Source organism: Anaerobacillus sp. MEB173 (genome assembly GCF_052119505.1).
GTDB lineage: Bacteria > Bacillota > Bacilli > Bacillales > JBJMAU01 > JBJMAU01.
Window position 1 is genome coordinate 817030 of record NZ_JBJMAU010000001.1, and the last position, 16384, is coordinate 833413.

The following is a 16384-nucleotide window of genomic DNA, read 5'->3' on the forward strand; positions in this document are numbered from 1 at the left end:
CAATTTAATCTTTTTCATATAAAATTGAAATTGCTAATAATGAATAGTGTTTTCTCTATTTAACTTTCATATCCAAAATGGACAATTTGAACTGATCGGAAGTTATTAATGCCACAAAAAGAAAACTACGCATAACATATGCTTAGTTTCAACTGGTATAACCTTTATTCGACTTTTACATTGATTGTTTGAATAGCATTATAGCCATATCCCTTGCGGTTCCAAAAAGGTTCTTCCTTCTGTGTACGCCCTTTCGAATCAGTTGCTCTTACTTTTATCGTAAATTCCCCTTTTTGATCGATCTCCCATGGATAAGACCAATTAATCCATGTATATCTGTTATTATTATCTTTTATCTTCACACTTTTCCATATTTTTCCTCCATCAAAACTAATTTCAACTTTTGCTACTTTCCCGCAGCCAGTGTATGCAATACCTTTAATGATATGAAGCCCACGTTTCAAGATTGACTGATCGAGAGGTTGTTGAATTATCGAATTTATATTTATTGTTGTTACTGGCCTTTTCCCCTTGTCACTATCTTTCTCAGGGAAATACACATAATCTTTTACTTGAAAAGGTCCCTGGAATTGATGATTAATCACTGTTATCTTCTGTAACCATTTTACAGATGACATCGCATACCATTGCGGAACAATCAAACGAAAAGGAAAACCATGTTGATATGGAATTGGTTTACCGTTTAGTTTATAAGCAATGAGTGTGTCTGGATGAAGTGCCTTTTCTAATGGTAGGCTTCGTTCATACGCAAAAGTACCTTCCATGTCGTCTCTTTCCCCTTTATCCCTACCTTGAAAGACAATCTCCTTTGCATTTAAGTTTACTTGTGTAAGCTCAAGTAGATATCGAAGTTCAACCCCTTTCCAAATTGCTTGACTAATTGCCCCTTCTTCCCATTGCTCCCCATATACTTTTGGACGAAATTTCCCCCTTTTGTTACCTGCACATTCTAGCATGACTGACAGTTTTTTTTCTTTAATAATAGGAAAAATCAGGTACTAAAAGTAAAAAAGGCCACTACTCGTTAAGTAGTGAACCCTCTTTGTTATTCAACAAGTGTAGCGATAAATTTCTCTAATCGGTTACATCCTTTTTCAAGGACATCCATTGAATACGCATATGAAATTCGAATATACCCTTCACCAAATTCCGAAAATGCATCGCCAGGAACGACAGCGAGTTTTTCCTGTTCAAGTAATTTAATAGCAAAATCATATGAGGAGAGATTGAATTTCTTAATCGACGGAAATAAATAAAAAGCTCCATTAGGCTTAACAACTTCAATCCCCATTTGAGTAAGACGCTCGTATACATAGTTAAGCCTTTTATCATATTCCTCTCTCATTTTAACCGCATCATCTATACCGTGTGTTAATGCTTCTAACGCTGCATGCTGTGAAACCGAACTTGCACAGCTAACATTGTATTGGTGCACCTTCAAAATATGCTTTGTTAAATATGCTGGAGCAAAAATAAAGCCAATTCTCCAGCCAGTCATCGAATGTGATTTAGAAAGGCCATTGATCACAATTGTCTTTTCTCTCATTTCAGGAATGGAGGCAATTGAATAGTGGGAATGACCATAGATTAATTCACTATAAATTTCATCAGACAAAACAAAGATGTCACGATCTTTTATTATCTCAGCAATTTCCTGTAATTCTGTCTGTTCTAGAATACAACCTGTTGGATTGGAAGGATAAGGTAAAATGATACACCTCGTTTTTTCTGATAACTTCTCTTTTATCTGCTCTGGACGCATTTTAAAGTTAGTATCACGTGTATCGACAAATACCGGCGTTGCCCCGCATAAACGAATAATCGGCTCATACCCAGGATAGACTGGCCCAGGTAAGATCACTTCTGACCCGGGCTCAAGGATCGTTCGCAGCGTAATATCAATACCCTGACTCGCTCCAATTGTTGTAATGATTTCTGATTTAGGATCATATGTAAGACCATACTTCTTTTCTACAAAAGTGGAGGCAGCTTGTAATAATTTTGGCAAGCCCGCATTTGGTGTATACGTTGTCTGATTTTCTGATATTGCCTGCTGTCCAGCAGCCTTTATATGCTCAGGTGTTGGAAAATCTGGCTGTCCAAGCGTTAACTGAATCGCTTCTGGATATTGCGCTACCATATTGAAGAATTTTCGAATCCCTGATATTTGGATCTCTTGTACTTTACTATTGATTAAATGTTCCATTACATGTCGTTCCTTTCTTTAATCGCTCTTCCTTTCACATAAGTAATAAACCCATCAATTGTACCTTGGTGGCTTAGCAGCTTACTAACATAGTATGAATCAGCTAATAAACCACTTTGTTTTGAACTTTCAATAATTGGCTTATATCGTTCATGTTCTACTAACTCTCTAAACCATTGTTGTTCTTCGAGTTTCGGCATTAGCTCCTCAATTGTGGGATCCTTAATTTTTAGCACATACTTTTTGAACAAGTCAATCATCATAGCAATACCTAAAATAAAAAGCAACAATAATTTCAACATAGGTTCCCTCTTCCAAAAACATTCTTACTCCATTATTGTACCTTAGAAACTCTTATAAATGAAAGCTAAAAAAAGACCCTAGATACCCAAGGTCTTTAACTATTAACTTTCAACTTTTAACTCTTAATATAAAGCTCCCTCGGAAAGTTTGCTAACGTTTCGATTCCTGTTTCGGTTACACGAAACGTCTCACTAATTTCAACTCCATAATCATCATACCAAATACCTGGAATGAGATGAAAGACCATATTCGGCTGAAGTACGGTATGATCTCCCTTTCTTAGGCTTGCTGTATGTTCTCCCCAGTCCGGTGGATAGCTAAGCCCGACCGAGTAGCCGATTCGTGATTTTTTTTGGTATCCTTTTTTTTCAATCGATTTGCGCCATACTTCTTCAACCTCTTCACATGTTAATCCAGGTTTAATTGCGGCCAGCGTTTCATTTATACCTTCAAGTACTACCTGAGAAAGATCTGACACCTTTGTAGATGGATTCCCAATCACTAATGTTCTAGCCATTGGAGAATGATACCTTTTATAACAGCCTGCAAGCTCTAATATAACCGTATCACCATGCTTGTAGCGTTCATCACTCCAAGTTATGTGTGGCGTAGATGTTTTTATTCCTGATGGTAACATTGGAACGATAGCAGGGTAATCGCCTCCAAATTGATCTGTACCTTTTACTTGAGAATGAAAGATATTCGCTGCTACATCACATTCTCTTACTCCGACATTAATTGTTTCATAGCCTTTTTGCATGGCTAATTCAACGATATTAGCCGCCTTTTTCATATATTCGATTTCTGAGTCAGATTTTATAATCCTAACCCAATTCACTAATGTACTCGCATCAAAAAAAGACGCATCCGGTAACTTGCTTTGCAACCGTTCATATGATCGTGCCGAAAAATAATGAGTCTCCATTTCAACACCGATGTTTCTCGTTGCCTGCCCAATTTCTTTCAATATATTAGCAACAAACTCCATTGGATGTTTCGTAGTGGAGTGAATATAGTCATCTGAATAAGAAATAATGTTGTCTTGACCGATCCATGTTGTTAACTTTACCCCATTAGCGTCCATTTCTCTCCCGATCCAAATTGGTTGTTCTTCGTCAATAATTACAACGAGCATTTGGTGAACATAAAAGGACCATGCATCATATCCGCTTATATAATTCATATTTGAGGGATTTGTAATAAGTAATACTTCGATTCCTTGTTCATTCATTCTTTGTTTAATTTTCTCCATCCGATCACTATACTCAGAGATTGAAAACACAGATACCAACCCCTTTCAACAAAGACATGTTATGATTGTTCTGCATCTCCTGGATTGTCATAGAATGAATTTATTAGTTATATTCCTATCATACGTTCTCCCAATCTAAATCGTTCAGTATTTTGTCATAGATGAAAGCATTTATTTGAATTTCTTTTACGACTATTCTGAAACCCTATTTTGTAACGCAAAACAGACAACTTTAGGTTCAGTCATTTCTTCGATTGTAAATTTTATCCCTTCGCGGCCTAACCCTGACCCTTTTATACCCCCAAAGGGCATAGCATCAATTCGATAGTCGCTGCTATCATTAATCATAATACCGCCAACATTCATTTTGTTTATTGCAGAAAAAGCTTTATCAATATCCTTCGTAAAGATGCCAGCTTGTAATCCATAATTGACATGATTCGATTCTCTTATTGCTTCTTCTAAATTAGAAACCTTAAATAAGCTAACAACTGGACCAAACACTTCTTCACTTGCTAATTTACAATCTTTCGGGACATCAGTTAAAACAGTTGGCTTATAATAAGCACCATGGCGTTGACCGCCACACAGGCAGATTGCTCCTTTATTAATAGCTTCCTTTACCCATTGTTCTATTCTCTTTGCTTCTTGTTCAGAAATCATGGGTCCAATATCTGTTTCTTCTTCTAATTTACTGCCTGATTTAAGGTTTCTTGTTATTTTCACATAAGAATGTACAAATGAATCGAATACTTCATCTTCAATATAAATTCTTTGTACCCCGATACAGTTTTGCCCGGCTGCTGAAAAAGCACCTTCGACTGAAGCTTTGACAGCTAGCGGGAGATCAGCATCCTTTAAAACAATGACTGGTGAATTTGAGCCTAATTCCATACTAAGTTTTTTTATCCCTGCTTTCATTGCAATATCACGGCCAGTTTCCAAGCCGCCTGTAAAGGAAATCATTCGGACATCATTATGTTGAACTAACTTATCACCTATTTCTCTTCCATAGCCAGTAATGACTGATAATACTTTCCTTGGAAGTCCAGCATCATCAAAGGCTTCTGCTAACTTCAGCGCACTTAACGGGGTGAGTGTGGCTGGTTTGATAATAATTGCATTTCCTGACGCTATTGCCGGTCCTACTTTATGCGCAACTAAATTTAACGGATCATTAAATGGTGTAATTGCCGCAATGATTCCGATTGGAAAGCGGTAATAATAACCAACACGATTCTTACTTCCCGGCATTTGATCAAATGGGATCGTTTCTCCATGGATTCGTCTCGTTTCCTCTGCACTGATTCGGATCGTTTCGATGCAACGTCGAACTTCCCTTCTAGCTTCCTTAATTGTCTTACTCCCCTCTAAAGCAATAACTTCTGTGAACTCATCAAAACGATCGCTTATTAGTTCTGAAACTTTATATAAAATAGCCATCCGTTCATTTGTTGCTAAATTTGCTGCTATTTCTCTTCCTTCTTTAGCAGATTTGATTGTATTGATCATGTCACTCACACTAGCTGCAGGAACGGTGGCAATGATTGACTGATTCTCGGGATTTCTTACCTCTATTTTCTTATTCCTTTCAACCCATTTCCCACAAATGAACATCTTTTTTTCAATTCCATGTTTTTTCATTAGCCATTCTCTCCACCTTTCTGTTTTAGAATGGGTGCTAGTCAATATTGATGAGAAAGCAAACTGCCTACTTTATAGTCAGCAGTTTGCTTCATGGAAATATATCGCTATTCTTTGTCAGTTATATAACGAAATGCTTGTTTTAAATCATCAATTAGATCATCACAATTTTCAATGCCTACTGAATACCGGACCAAACCTTCTGGAATACCCAGCGCAGCTCTTTCCTCTGGTGTGCACTCAACATGACTCGTTGTTCTAGCTGGACCTACCGTTGTCTCTACTGCACCTAAATTCGCTGCTCTATTGGCTAATTTTAGCTTCGGAAGAAATTCACGAACAGAGTCTATTCCGCCTTTGACTGCAAAACTGAGCATCCCGCCAAACTGCTTCATTTGCTTTTTCGCAATATGATGGTTTACATGCGTTTCTAATCCTGGATAAAATACTTCCTCAACAACATCCTGAGCTTGTAAGAATCGTGCTATCTTCATGGCACTCTCACATTGCTGATTAATCCGCAGATGTAATGTTTTCATCCCTCTTAGTAATAAATAGGCAGCCATTGGGTCTAGTGTTGCACCATTGATTTCACGGTAATGATAGATTTTTTCTACTAAATCACGGTCATTGCTGCAAACGATACCACCCAGAGCATCAGCGTGACCACCCAAGAATTTCGTTGCACTATGAATAACAAGATCCGCACCTAATTCAAGTGGGTTTTGCAACAATGGTGTAGCAAACGTATTATCAACAAATACTAGTGCCCCAACTTTATGAGCCTCTTTGGCTAATTGTTCAATATCAGTAATTTTAACGGTAGGGTTTGTTGGACTTTCTAAATAAAGCAATGTACAACCTTTAGCAATTTCTTGTTTTATTTGTTCATGATTTGTTGTATCACAGCAATATACATCAATATTTAAACGTGGTAGAAATTCACTGAAAATTTTATTCGTCCCACCGTACGTATCCTTAATTGTCACTACTCGATCTCCTGGCTTAAGAACTGTTAAAAGTGAGTTTGAAATAGCTGCCATCCCTGTTGAAAAACTAGTAGCGCTTTTGGCACCTTCTAAAATCCTTACTTTCTCCTCAAATGCTTCGACTGTTGGATTGGTATTCCGACCGTATATATGTCCTTTTCGTTTCCCGATAGCCACTTCAAACCATTCATCAATATCATCATAACCATAGGAGACACTATGAACGACGGGGACTTGCGTTGCCCCATGAACAAGATAGTCCTTCTCACCTGCCCAAACAGATTTTGTTTCCTTTGATACATCCTTGTTGTTATGCTGCATTACCCTCACGCTCCTGTAATTTTGTAATCCCGCTTATTTAAACAGCATCTAACAATACATTTGGTACAGTTGAAAATGTATCTACTTCCATTCTAGTAAACTGCACTCAAAAAGAACATTCACCAATCTGTATGAAGTTTTTTTGAAACATTTCATCATTTTTCTTAATACTTCTATTTATCTATAATATACATACTACAAACCCTGCCTTATTTCGTTTGCAAAGGGGGCAAATAGATGTTGATAACAGTAGAAGATGTATGTCGATTGCCTGTATTACAGGAAGCTAATGTCAAGACATCGCATCGGTTTTTAGATCAAAAACAAATCGAATGGGTGTCTGTTATCGAAACACCTGTTGAAGACTTTGTCAGGAAAAATGAATTTGTATTAACAACAGGAATCGGCTGTGGTCATGACCAGGACTTATTTATAAAATTCGTAAAAGAGGTTATTGATTCTGGGGCAGCTTGTATGGCGATCGCAACGGGGAGATATATAAAGCACACACCAAAAAAAGTAGTACAACTTGCAGAACAACATCAATTCCCTATCCTTGAAATCCCGTGGGAAATTCGTTTTGCAGATGTGATTCAAGAAATCATGACATTACTGAATCAAAAAGAAAACAAAGTATATTTACAATCTGAGTATATTCGAAAAAAATTACTTAACATGATTTTACAAGGAGCTGTAATTTCAGATATAGCAAATTTTATGTATGATATGATTCATTTACCTGTTCTCATTACTGACAAAAGAGGTATAATCAGGGGGCACAGCAAAAAGACGGAACACTTAAAAGAAACTGAGAAACACCATGTAACTGTCAAGGTCCTCCCTAATAAAACAGAGACCTTTTCTCATTCAAATTTACAATTGGTTACAATTGCAAACACAACTGCACTGCAACTTCCAATCCAAACCACTAGTGAAATACAAGGCTATCTATATATTTTCCTCATTCACAATCAAACAACTGACATCCTCGACCATTCATTACTTCACCTACTCGAACATGCCGTCACAACGATTGCACTATGCTTCTTACAGGAAAATACTATTCGTGAGACTGAAATGCGACTTCGTGATGATTTTGTATGGAGTCTGGCTAAAGGTAGTATTACTTCTCCGGATACCATATTATCCCGGGCAAAAACTCTTGGTTACAATGTTAGTCTTCCATATTTATGTATAATAGGTTTTCCGGAAAACTTAAAAGAAGTATTCCACAAAACAAAAGAAAAGGAACCTTCTTACGAACATTGGCTTCAAAATATCATTTGGAGCATTGAACGGGAAATTTATTTTGCAGAAAAAAAAGTATCGCTAAAAACGATGGCCACATTCCAAAGAGGAGAAATAATTATTTTTATTGAATACCCAACTGAAAACAAAAAAGAATTACTCGATCATTTTATTCAAGTTGTTGAAAAAGGGGTAAAGGACATTGTACCTGACTTAATTCTTTCTTGGGGGATTTCAAAACAAGCAGGAATTCAACTTTTTCATGAAAGTTTCTCTGAAGCACATCTTGCTCTTACTATTGGAAGAAGACAAAAAGGAGCCGGAAATAAAAGTACGTATTCAGAGACAAGAGTAGACCGCGCATTGATGACCTTATTAGAAAATCAAGAGCTTCAAACGATTACCCACTCGACAATCGGAGCACTCATTGATTACACACAAGAGAGAGGGATTGACTTAATTCATACCTTCATTGTCTATAATCGTAATCGTGGAAATGTTAGTCAAACTGCTCGCGAACTTAATTTACACAGACAATCACTGTTATACAGATTGCGAAAAATTGAAACATTAACAGGCTGCTCCTTAGATAATCATGAAGATAATTTCTTGATTGAGTTAACGATCAAATTATGGACACTTGGAATTTTGGAGCAAAAATAAAGCGGTGATTTAGAAGATGAACGTTAATAAGCCACAATCATTGAGTGATTGTGGCTTTCTTATCTAATATAAACTAACCTATATGGGTAACCAATCCCATAAAGGAGATACCTAATGAGATATAAAGGTATTTCACATATTTTGAGTTCTCTCTTTTTCGAAACGTTTGAACAATAAAAACCGTTAAGTAAACATAGAATAATAAAAATCCAGTTAATAAAAAGACAATACCCAAGGAAATGACCTCCCTAATTAACCTTTCTGTTCTTTTCCTTAGTTATATTATCTCTCTATTTTTCTTGAAGTGATAAACACTTTGTGACAAATTAATGAACTAATTAAATAACTACTTTTAATTAATAATAATTTTTGATATCATTATATTCTTTTGATTTTCTGCTTTTCATTTCAATGATACTGTACTGCCCGATTGATAGCTCTAACCATTCTCTCAATTGCAATTTGATTATGAAGTGACAGAACTTCTTTCTCTCCTGATAATGTATTTAATACGAGTACATACACTTTTTTATTAATAACAATAGCACTATTAATCGCTATTATAATAGATAGTACACTTATCGGAATAGAATATATGTACTGATCCAGGAACAAAAGACAAACGACTGCCATTATTGTCCAGAATACGACTACTTCATATCCAAAGCTAACATCATTATTTCTTTCCGACAAAGAGGCGGAGTGAATGATTGAGGTATTAAATTTTCTTCCATCTATAATGATTCTCTGATTAGATATAAATATATAGCGATCTGGATCAGAGAAGAGTAATTGTTCTGCCAAAGTATTCCTCCCTTCACAACCATATTCTTCACTAATTATACATAATTTTCAGATTTTTTTGAACATTATTACTCAAAATTCTATTTTAAAATATGTATGTTAACATGTATGTTTTTTATCCAAGAATATGAAGAAAAAAAGTGCTAGAGAATCGGTATCCTCTGGCACTTTTTTCTAACTCGCTGCTAATATGAAGTTCAGTTTAGTAATACGGAGAAATCATTAAATAGATAATGACTCCTGTTAAACTAACATAAAGCCATAGCGGCATCGTCCATCTTGCAATTTTTCGATGCTTCTCTACCTTCATATTGAATCCGAAGGCAACTGTCGTTAAGGCAAGCGGTACGATAATTGCTGCTAATACAATATGTGTGATTAAAATAAAGAAATAGATGTAACGAACAATACCTTCCCCACCAAATGGTGTTGATTCAGCAAGGTAATGGTAAGACACGTAAGAAATTAAAAATAGAGCCGTGGTAGAAAACGCCGCTAAAATATAACGCTTATGAAGCGAAACATTTTTCTTAATAATAGAGATTAAAGCTAGTACTAGAAATGTAAAGGTAAAGCAATTAAAGATGGCATTTAACATTGGTAGGATTTTAATGTCAAAATGTTGAAAGTCACCATTATATCCTGGTAAAAAGAATAATACTGCAACTAGAGCATTAATTACAATTGTTAAAATAACGATAATTGGTGTGTAGTTTCGCTCTTTCACTGAATTTTCTACTTTTTTCATTTTTAACTCCTCTAAACTTAAAATAATTTTAATTACTATATAGAGAATACGAAAACTTTAGTGAAAGAGCAACAAATAAAGTATGAAATTATTGTGGATATTCTGGGAAACAATAATTAGTTTGGTAACCTAAGGGAGATCGTTAAGATAATCAAGTGCATTTGAAACACTGATTTCTCCGTATCCATAATATTTATCATAACCCTCCTGACCAAGATCGACTGCTGTTTTCTTAATAATTTCTACAACCTCAGTATTTCGTAAATCCGGTCTAATTGAACGAATTAATCCTGCCAATCCAGCAACATGTGGGGCTGCCATTGAGGTACCTGACATATACACATAATGATTTTCTGGGAATGTACTTGGAATGTGTTCCCCAGGTGCAGCTACATCAATATAATTACCATAATTTGAAAAAACTGCCTTATTTCGATGATAATCTACAGCCGATACCGCTAATACCTCTTTTAAACCCGCAGGATACATCGGTTGCTCAACATTATCATTTCCAGATGCTGCAATAAGAACAACATCCTTATTATAGGCGTAACGTATCGCATCATGGATTACACGGGAATAATGTGCGTCACCCAGACTCATATTTATGACTTTTGCTCCGTGATCTGTCGCCCAACGAATTCCGTTCGCAATCTCAAAGGCACTTCCTTCTGCATTCTCATCTAATACTTTAATTGGCATAATTTGGTTATGCCATGAGACTCCGGCAATTCCTGTTATATTATTTGTTAAAGCAGCTGCGATTCCGGCAACGTGCGTTCCATGGCCATGTTCATCCATATGATTATTCGATTGATCAAAGGCATTAAACCCTTCTGTCATTTTCGCAGATAAATCCTCATGATCAGGATCTACTCCAGAATCAATAATCGCAATAATGACTTCTTCTCTCCCAGATGAAATATCCCAACCACGCTCAGTCTCGATCTGTGATAAGTTCCACTGATACGGCTGAAAAAATTCATCATTTGGAATGGTTACCGATTCTGTTGCTTTATCAGAGCGATTCATCTTATTTCGATCTGGCACTTGCTTCGTCAGAACATAATTTGGCTCTGCTGATTCAATATTTTCTTCGGATTCAAGCATTGTAATGAGCTGTGGTGTCGTTCGTGTTTCGTCCCTAATAACAATATACGGACCTCCGTTTTTAACCATTTCTATCGTTGGATGTTCATTAATCCATGCTTTCCCCTTCTCTTCATTAATAAAGATAACAACTGCTTCATGTTCATGATAATGCTTTCCCTCATCTGTCGGTTCCTCAGAACGAACGACAACTTGCCAACCTAATTCGGGTACAAGCTGGCTTGGTTGACTTTTTATTGCTTCATCAGCGGACTCCCAATCCACTTCTGGATCCTCTCCGGAAATGAAAAAGTTACCGTTCGCATCAGCAACTGCTGCTGTATTATTGACAAATCGTTTAACAAAAGACAGATCAATTTTTCCTACTACAGATTCTTTGGTGTCGTTTTCTTTTTTCTTCGATACGAGAAAATACTGCTTTCCATTTTCTGTATAAGGATCAGAGTACATTACACCATCATGTGTGTGTACTAACTTTTTAACTTCTTCTGCCGTAATCTCACCCTCAGATGTCACGATCTTCTTATTATCATTTACTACTGCAAAAGCATGAAAATGCGGATGTTCATTTAATTCTTCCGTAAATTTCTTATGTGCTGTAGGATCATCAAAATCTTGTTCAGACCAACGATCGAGCTGTCGATTCAACTTTGCCACAAATAATGAGGTTGTCATGGACAAATCATCAGCTAAAACCTGATCCATTACTGCGTGCTCTACTTGTCTATTTTGTCCTGTAAGCTTTTGCTCATTTTCATCATTTAAAAACAATAGTGGTCCAGCTGCTACGATTAGTAAACCACAAAGTAGCAAAACGGTTACCGTTACCTTTCTCATTCCATATATCCCCCTTGCGTCGTTGTTCCACTCTGTTAGGATGTACCAACATAAGTAAAATCATTACAGAAACGGAGAAATCGCTCGAATAAAATCTACCCCTACTAACAAGCCTATTAACAAACACATAAAGGATAGGTGAATGTCTTTGAAGCTAAAGTTAATGAGTTTTAATATTCACCATGGAAAAGGTACAGATAAGACTGTAGATTTGAAGCGGATTGCCCAAGTAATACGAAATAGTAAATCAGACATTATCGGATTAAATGAAGTTGACAGACATTTTTCAGCAAGAACAGAATACATAGATCAACTGGCCTGGCTTGCCGAAGAGTTAGAGTTAAACGCTGTATACGGCCCCTCTATTACTCTCACATCCTCTGTTAACAAGCAACAAAAGCGACAATATGGTAATGCACTATTGAGTCGATTTCCTATTACTGAAAGTTCAAACCATCTTTTTCAATCAAGTTTTGCAGAGAATCGCTCTCTTTTAGAATCTAAAATTTTAATTAATAATACGATCATTAACGTATTTGTTACCCATTTCAGTCTTAATTCCTATATACAAAAAAGACAAACACGTTTTTTCTTGTCACATATTAAAAAAATGAACGAACCGATCATTCTTCTAGGGGATTTAAATATAAAACCTCATTCAAAAAGATGGGAAGAACTGCATAACTATCTTATTGATTGCTGGAGCGTAAATAAAACTTACAGTGGATTTACTTACCCATCAAAAAGTCCCAAAAAACGGATTGATTATATCTTTGTCTCACCAAATCTCCAGATCGACTTAGCATCGACGATTATGGATTACCCAACAGCATCAGATCACCTGCCTTTACAGGCTTCGATTAAGATATAAAAATATATTTTAAAAGAATATATTGCAGTAATAATTTGCTTGTTTTCAATATACTCCTTTACTCCTTCAATACAAAAAAATGGTATTGACATAGACGTAAAAGCACCTTACAATAAAACCAAGTAAACTAATATGTTTTGTATAAATTAGTGATAATTTTGAAAAGGATGATGCAGGATGAAGATAAAAAATATAATGTTTCAAGTTAATGAAAAAAATCTTTCTGGTGCAATTCATATACCTGGAAATAGCGGTTTACATAGCCATCCTGCCATTATTCTCGTCCATGGTTTCGTTGGCAGTAAAGTCGGTGAACATCGACTATTTGTAAAAGCAGCAAGATATTTTTCTCAATTAGGATATGTTGTTTTTCGCTTTGATTTTAGCGGTTGTGGAGAAAGCGATGGGGATTATGGTGATGTCACTGTTTCAAATCAAATCGAAGAACTTAAAGGCGCTATTGACTTTGTTCTTTCACAAAAAGAAGTTAATAAAAACAACCTAACCGTGATTGGTCACAGTCTTGGTGGAGCTGTATCTGCACTTACTGCAGGACTCGATGATCGAATTAGCCAATTACTCCTATGGTCACCTGTTGCCAGACCTTATGAAGATATTGTTCGTATAACTGGAGATTTCGCTGTCAAACATGCAAAAGAAACTGGATTATACGATTATAACGGATTTAACTTGAGTCATACATTTTTTAGCGATTTACAAAATCATAAACCACTTGAAGATATTAAAAACTTTAATGGACTGGCGTTTATCATTCATGCCTCCCATGACGAGGATGTGCCAAATATAAATGCTGCAGACTATACAAAAGCAATAAATCAATCGATGCCAACACATTTGTCGACATCAACCCTATTAGAACATGCTGACCATACATTTTCTTCATACTCGTTTGAAAATGAATTATTTGAACTTTCATCAAACTGGCTCTCAAATAACAGCTTATTACCCAACCAAGAACGACAACTTGTTAAATAAAAAACGGACCATCTGCCAGTCAGATGATCCGTTTTTTCAACTTTAACTTTCAACTTTAACTTTCAACTTTCAACTCTTAACTAAAAACCATTCCCTCGTCTCCGTACATTCCTCTTTAAAATAGCGATAAATCTCACTGGAATAATCCTTTAACCAGTTTGTTGCGAACTTTTCTTTATGCTTGTTTTTGGCATACAGTACGTTCATTTCTTTTACCTCATCATCTGAAATCTTGATTTCGAGTTTTATTTTTGGATAGTTCTCATGGTCGAATTGAATGACTAAGTCATCACCATTTTGCAAAACTTCAATATCTTTTATTCTTTCAAAATATACAGCTTTCATTTCAATCACTCCAAGCGTTTATAATTTCACTTAAGCCCTTCTATCTCAGCTTTTAATTTCTGATCCACGACTTCAGCGTCCTCGATATGTTTTACAATCATTTCATTTGCCTGGTCAAATATAGCACGTGTATGATGGATTTCTTCTTTAACCTCATGACTGAATTTTTCCTGATTATCAATTGTTAGAAGAACATCTGAAACCTCATTTTGAACATTTTGAATTACCCTTAAAATATCATCAATCCCTTCAACAGTTTGGTTACTTAATTGAATACCATTATTTACAGCTGACAAACTATTTTTTGAATCATCGAGTGCTTTGTCAATTTCCTTTTGAATGTGCTTAATTAATTCATCGATCGATTTCGTACTTTGGGCAGTATTTTCAGCAAGCTTTCGAACTTCTTCAGCAACAACTGCAAAGCCTTTCCCGTGTTCACCTGCTCTTGCCGCTTCAATAGAGGCATTAAGTGCCAATAAATTAGTCTGAACAGCAATTTCATTAATGACCCTAACGATACCCTCTATTTCTTTTGAACGTGAGCCCAATTGGGTCATACTACTTGATGTTTGTTTTGCTTCTTCACCTAAATGATTAATTAATTTCTGAACTTGTTTAACTGACTCTTGACCTTCTTTAGACTTACTTACCATTTCTTTTGTTGATTCAATCAAACCTTGGCCTTTCTCGGTCATAATCGCTGTATTATCATTTGACTGTTCACTAATTTCCTCAACCCGGTCAAAACGACGTTTTATGTCTTTAACGATGTCTCCTAATTGAAAATGTTGTTCATTCACGTGATCATGTTGTTCAATAATATCTACAAGACTGCCTTTTAAATCAATTATAAATTGCTGCATTTCCATTTCTTTCTCTTTATACTTTTGCTCAAGTTCAGTAACTTGTTGCTTTAATTTCTCATTTTCAGTTCTCACAGCTTTCGTTGAGACTGTATGTGAAGAAAATAACATTGCGGTTCCCCCTAGTCTTTCGCTAAATCTATCTATATTACTTTCGTCCGTATTCTCCATATCTACAGCAGAGCCATTATTTACTTTCTCATGTTTTTACTACTCCTATATTACTAAGGTTTATAACATTTTCCTGTGATACGAGTCACAAGGTACAGGAAACATTTTCAAATCACTGAGACAAATGAAAAAAGCCGTCAATAATGACGACCTTAATAACTCTATTTCCTTCTTATGTTGTCCACTCATCATGAATTAACGCTAGAATATACCATTCTCCTGTATGAACTTCTTCAAAAACAAGATGCAGGCTACGCCAATCCATTCCAGCATATTCTTCAGTTCCTTCTATGAAATATTCAATAAAAATCGCATCAGGATACACTTCTCTAACGTTTTTAATTGTATTTCCCCGTTCAATTACTTCATTAAAAACAACCTTATCATAGCTTGTATAGTCATGATCAAAAACAAAGCGTTGAAAATACTCTTTTGTTGTTAATTCAATCGGGGTTCCTATTCCATCATAAATTCCCCATATTAAATTCTCCTCTTTCGCAAAAAACTCAGCAACTTCATCAGAAGAAAAAATTAAATCATCATCAGTCATATAGCCATATGGAGAAAACCTCAAGCCTTTTTCAGGATGAACATAATTTGCTAAAGTTTGAAAATCTTCCTCTTTCAGAAGCTCCAAGATCTCTTCACCCTTGTTCATTATTATTTCTTCTGTTGTTAATTCTTCTTCAGGTTGCTCATTCTCTGTTTCTTCATCTTTATTATTTTCTTCAACCACCTGCTCATCATCTGTTTGTTCATTTTCACTCTTATCATTCGTTATACCTTCTTCCTCAATAGGACTGCAAGCAGCCATAAGAAAGGTAAGACATAATAAAATAAGTATTCTACGCATATAATTCCTCCTCAATAATTATTAATTATTTTATCTGTACTAAAATCATACCCATTATATACATGATTTAAAATGATCAATAGAAATCCGGCGTCCATACTTGGCTTCACTCATGAATCATTTACAAGTTTCATAT

16 protein-coding genes are annotated in these 16384 nt (G+C 35.7%); 3 read left to right on the forward strand and 13 right to left on the reverse strand.

All coding sequences use genetic code 11. From position 1 onward, the window contains the following. Positions 1–164 precede the first annotated feature (164 nt). The 6 genes from ACJ2A9_RS04060 to ACJ2A9_RS04085 all read right to left on the reverse strand — a co-directional run bounded on the left by ACJ2A9_RS04060 (position 165) and on the right by ACJ2A9_RS04085 (position 6736). On the reverse strand, positions 165–1016 hold the full coding sequence (locus ACJ2A9_RS04060; protein ID WP_441420399.1) for a sulfite oxidase: 852 nt from the start codon (positions 1014–1016) through the stop codon (positions 165–167). A gap of 50 nt (positions 1017–1066) precedes the next feature. Beyond that, the gene (locus tag ACJ2A9_RS04065; RefSeq protein ID WP_441420317.1) at positions 1067–2227 is read right to left on the reverse strand and encodes an aminotransferase A; all 1161 of its coding nucleotides are present in this window, start codon (positions 2225–2227) and stop codon (positions 1067–1069) included. After that, the gene (locus ACJ2A9_RS04070) at positions 2227–2529 is read right to left on the reverse strand and encodes a hypothetical protein (RefSeq protein WP_441420318.1); all 303 of its coding nucleotides are present in this window, start codon (positions 2527–2529) and stop codon (positions 2227–2229) included. The genes ACJ2A9_RS04065 and ACJ2A9_RS04070 overlap by 1 nt, the downstream gene beginning before the upstream one ends. Positions 2530–2645: 116 nt before the next feature. Further along, a complete protein-coding gene (locus ACJ2A9_RS04075) occupies positions 2646–3782 on the reverse strand; it encodes a M24 family metallopeptidase (RefSeq protein ID WP_441420400.1) in 1137 nt (378 codons plus the stop codon). A 192-nt stretch (positions 3783–3974) separates the two neighbouring features. Beyond that, entirely contained in the window at positions 3975–5426 is a 1452-nt protein-coding gene (locus tag ACJ2A9_RS04080; protein ID WP_441420319.1) for an aldehyde dehydrogenase family protein, read from the reverse strand. 107 nt (positions 5427–5533) lie between these two features. Next, positions 5534–6736 (reverse strand): cystathionine gamma-synthase family protein, encoded by a 1203-nt coding sequence (locus ACJ2A9_RS04085; protein ID WP_441420320.1) that lies wholly within the window; start codon positions 6734–6736, stop codon positions 5534–5536. 237 nt (positions 6737–6973) lie between these two features. Here ACJ2A9_RS04085 and ACJ2A9_RS04090 point away from each other — a divergent pair, with 237 nt between their 5' ends. After that, positions 6974–8647 (forward strand): PucR family transcriptional regulator, encoded by a 1674-nt coding sequence (locus tag ACJ2A9_RS04090; RefSeq protein ID WP_441420321.1) that lies wholly within the window; start codon positions 6974–6976, stop codon positions 8645–8647. Positions 8648–8720: 73 nt separating this feature from the next. Here the strand turns inward: ACJ2A9_RS04090 and ACJ2A9_RS04095 are convergent, their stop codons facing one another. The 4 genes from ACJ2A9_RS04095 to ACJ2A9_RS04110 all read right to left on the reverse strand — a co-directional run bounded on the left by ACJ2A9_RS04095 (position 8721) and on the right by ACJ2A9_RS04110 (position 12146). After that, the gene (locus ACJ2A9_RS04095) at positions 8721–8882 is read right to left on the reverse strand and encodes a hypothetical protein (protein WP_441420322.1); all 162 of its coding nucleotides are present in this window, start codon (positions 8880–8882) and stop codon (positions 8721–8723) included. A gap of 173 nt (positions 8883–9055) precedes the next feature. Then, on the reverse strand, positions 9056–9451 hold the full coding sequence (locus ACJ2A9_RS04100) for a DUF6232 family protein (protein WP_441420323.1): 396 nt from the start codon (positions 9449–9451) through the stop codon (positions 9056–9058). 202 nt (positions 9452–9653) lie between these two features. Then, a complete protein-coding gene (locus ACJ2A9_RS04105; protein ID WP_441420324.1) occupies positions 9654–10199 on the reverse strand; it encodes a DUF420 domain-containing protein in 546 nt (181 codons plus the stop codon). 129 nt (positions 10200–10328) lie between these two features. After that, positions 10329–12146 carry a S8 family peptidase gene (locus ACJ2A9_RS04110; RefSeq protein ID WP_441420325.1) on the reverse strand — a complete coding sequence of 606 codons (1818 nt, stop codon included), beginning with the start codon at positions 12144–12146 and terminating at the stop codon, positions 10329–10331. A gap of 142 nt (positions 12147–12288) precedes the next feature. On the opposite strand from ACJ2A9_RS04110, the gene ACJ2A9_RS04115 reads away from it, so the two are divergent. Both ACJ2A9_RS04115 and ACJ2A9_RS04120 read left to right on the forward strand, forming a co-directional pair. Further along, positions 12289–13017 carry an endonuclease/exonuclease/phosphatase family protein gene (locus tag ACJ2A9_RS04115; protein WP_441420326.1) on the forward strand — a complete coding sequence of 243 codons (729 nt, stop codon included), beginning with the start codon at positions 12289–12291 and terminating at the stop codon, positions 13015–13017. Positions 13018–13194: 177 nt separating this feature from the next. Beyond that, positions 13195–14013 (forward strand): alpha/beta hydrolase family protein, encoded by an 819-nt coding sequence (locus ACJ2A9_RS04120; protein WP_441420327.1) that lies wholly within the window; start codon positions 13195–13197, stop codon positions 14011–14013. Positions 14014–14082: 69 nt separating this feature from the next. Here the strand turns inward: ACJ2A9_RS04120 and ACJ2A9_RS04125 are convergent, their stop codons facing one another. The 3 genes from ACJ2A9_RS04125 to ACJ2A9_RS04135 all read right to left on the reverse strand — a co-directional run bounded on the left by ACJ2A9_RS04125 (position 14083) and on the right by ACJ2A9_RS04135 (position 16248). After that, complete coding sequence (locus ACJ2A9_RS04125) at positions 14083–14358, reverse strand: hypothetical protein (RefSeq protein WP_441420328.1); 276 nt, start codon at positions 14356–14358, stop codon at positions 14083–14085. 26 nt (positions 14359–14384) lie between these two features. Continuing rightward, positions 14385–15335 carry a methyl-accepting chemotaxis protein gene (locus ACJ2A9_RS04130; RefSeq protein ID WP_441420329.1) on the reverse strand — a complete coding sequence of 317 codons (951 nt, stop codon included), beginning with the start codon at positions 15333–15335 and terminating at the stop codon, positions 14385–14387. A gap of 232 nt (positions 15336–15567) precedes the next feature. Continuing rightward, positions 15568–16248: a hypothetical protein gene (locus ACJ2A9_RS04135; protein WP_441420330.1), complete on the reverse strand. Its 681-nt coding sequence runs from the start codon at positions 16246–16248 to the stop codon at positions 15568–15570. Positions 16249–16384: the final 136 nt, after the last annotated feature.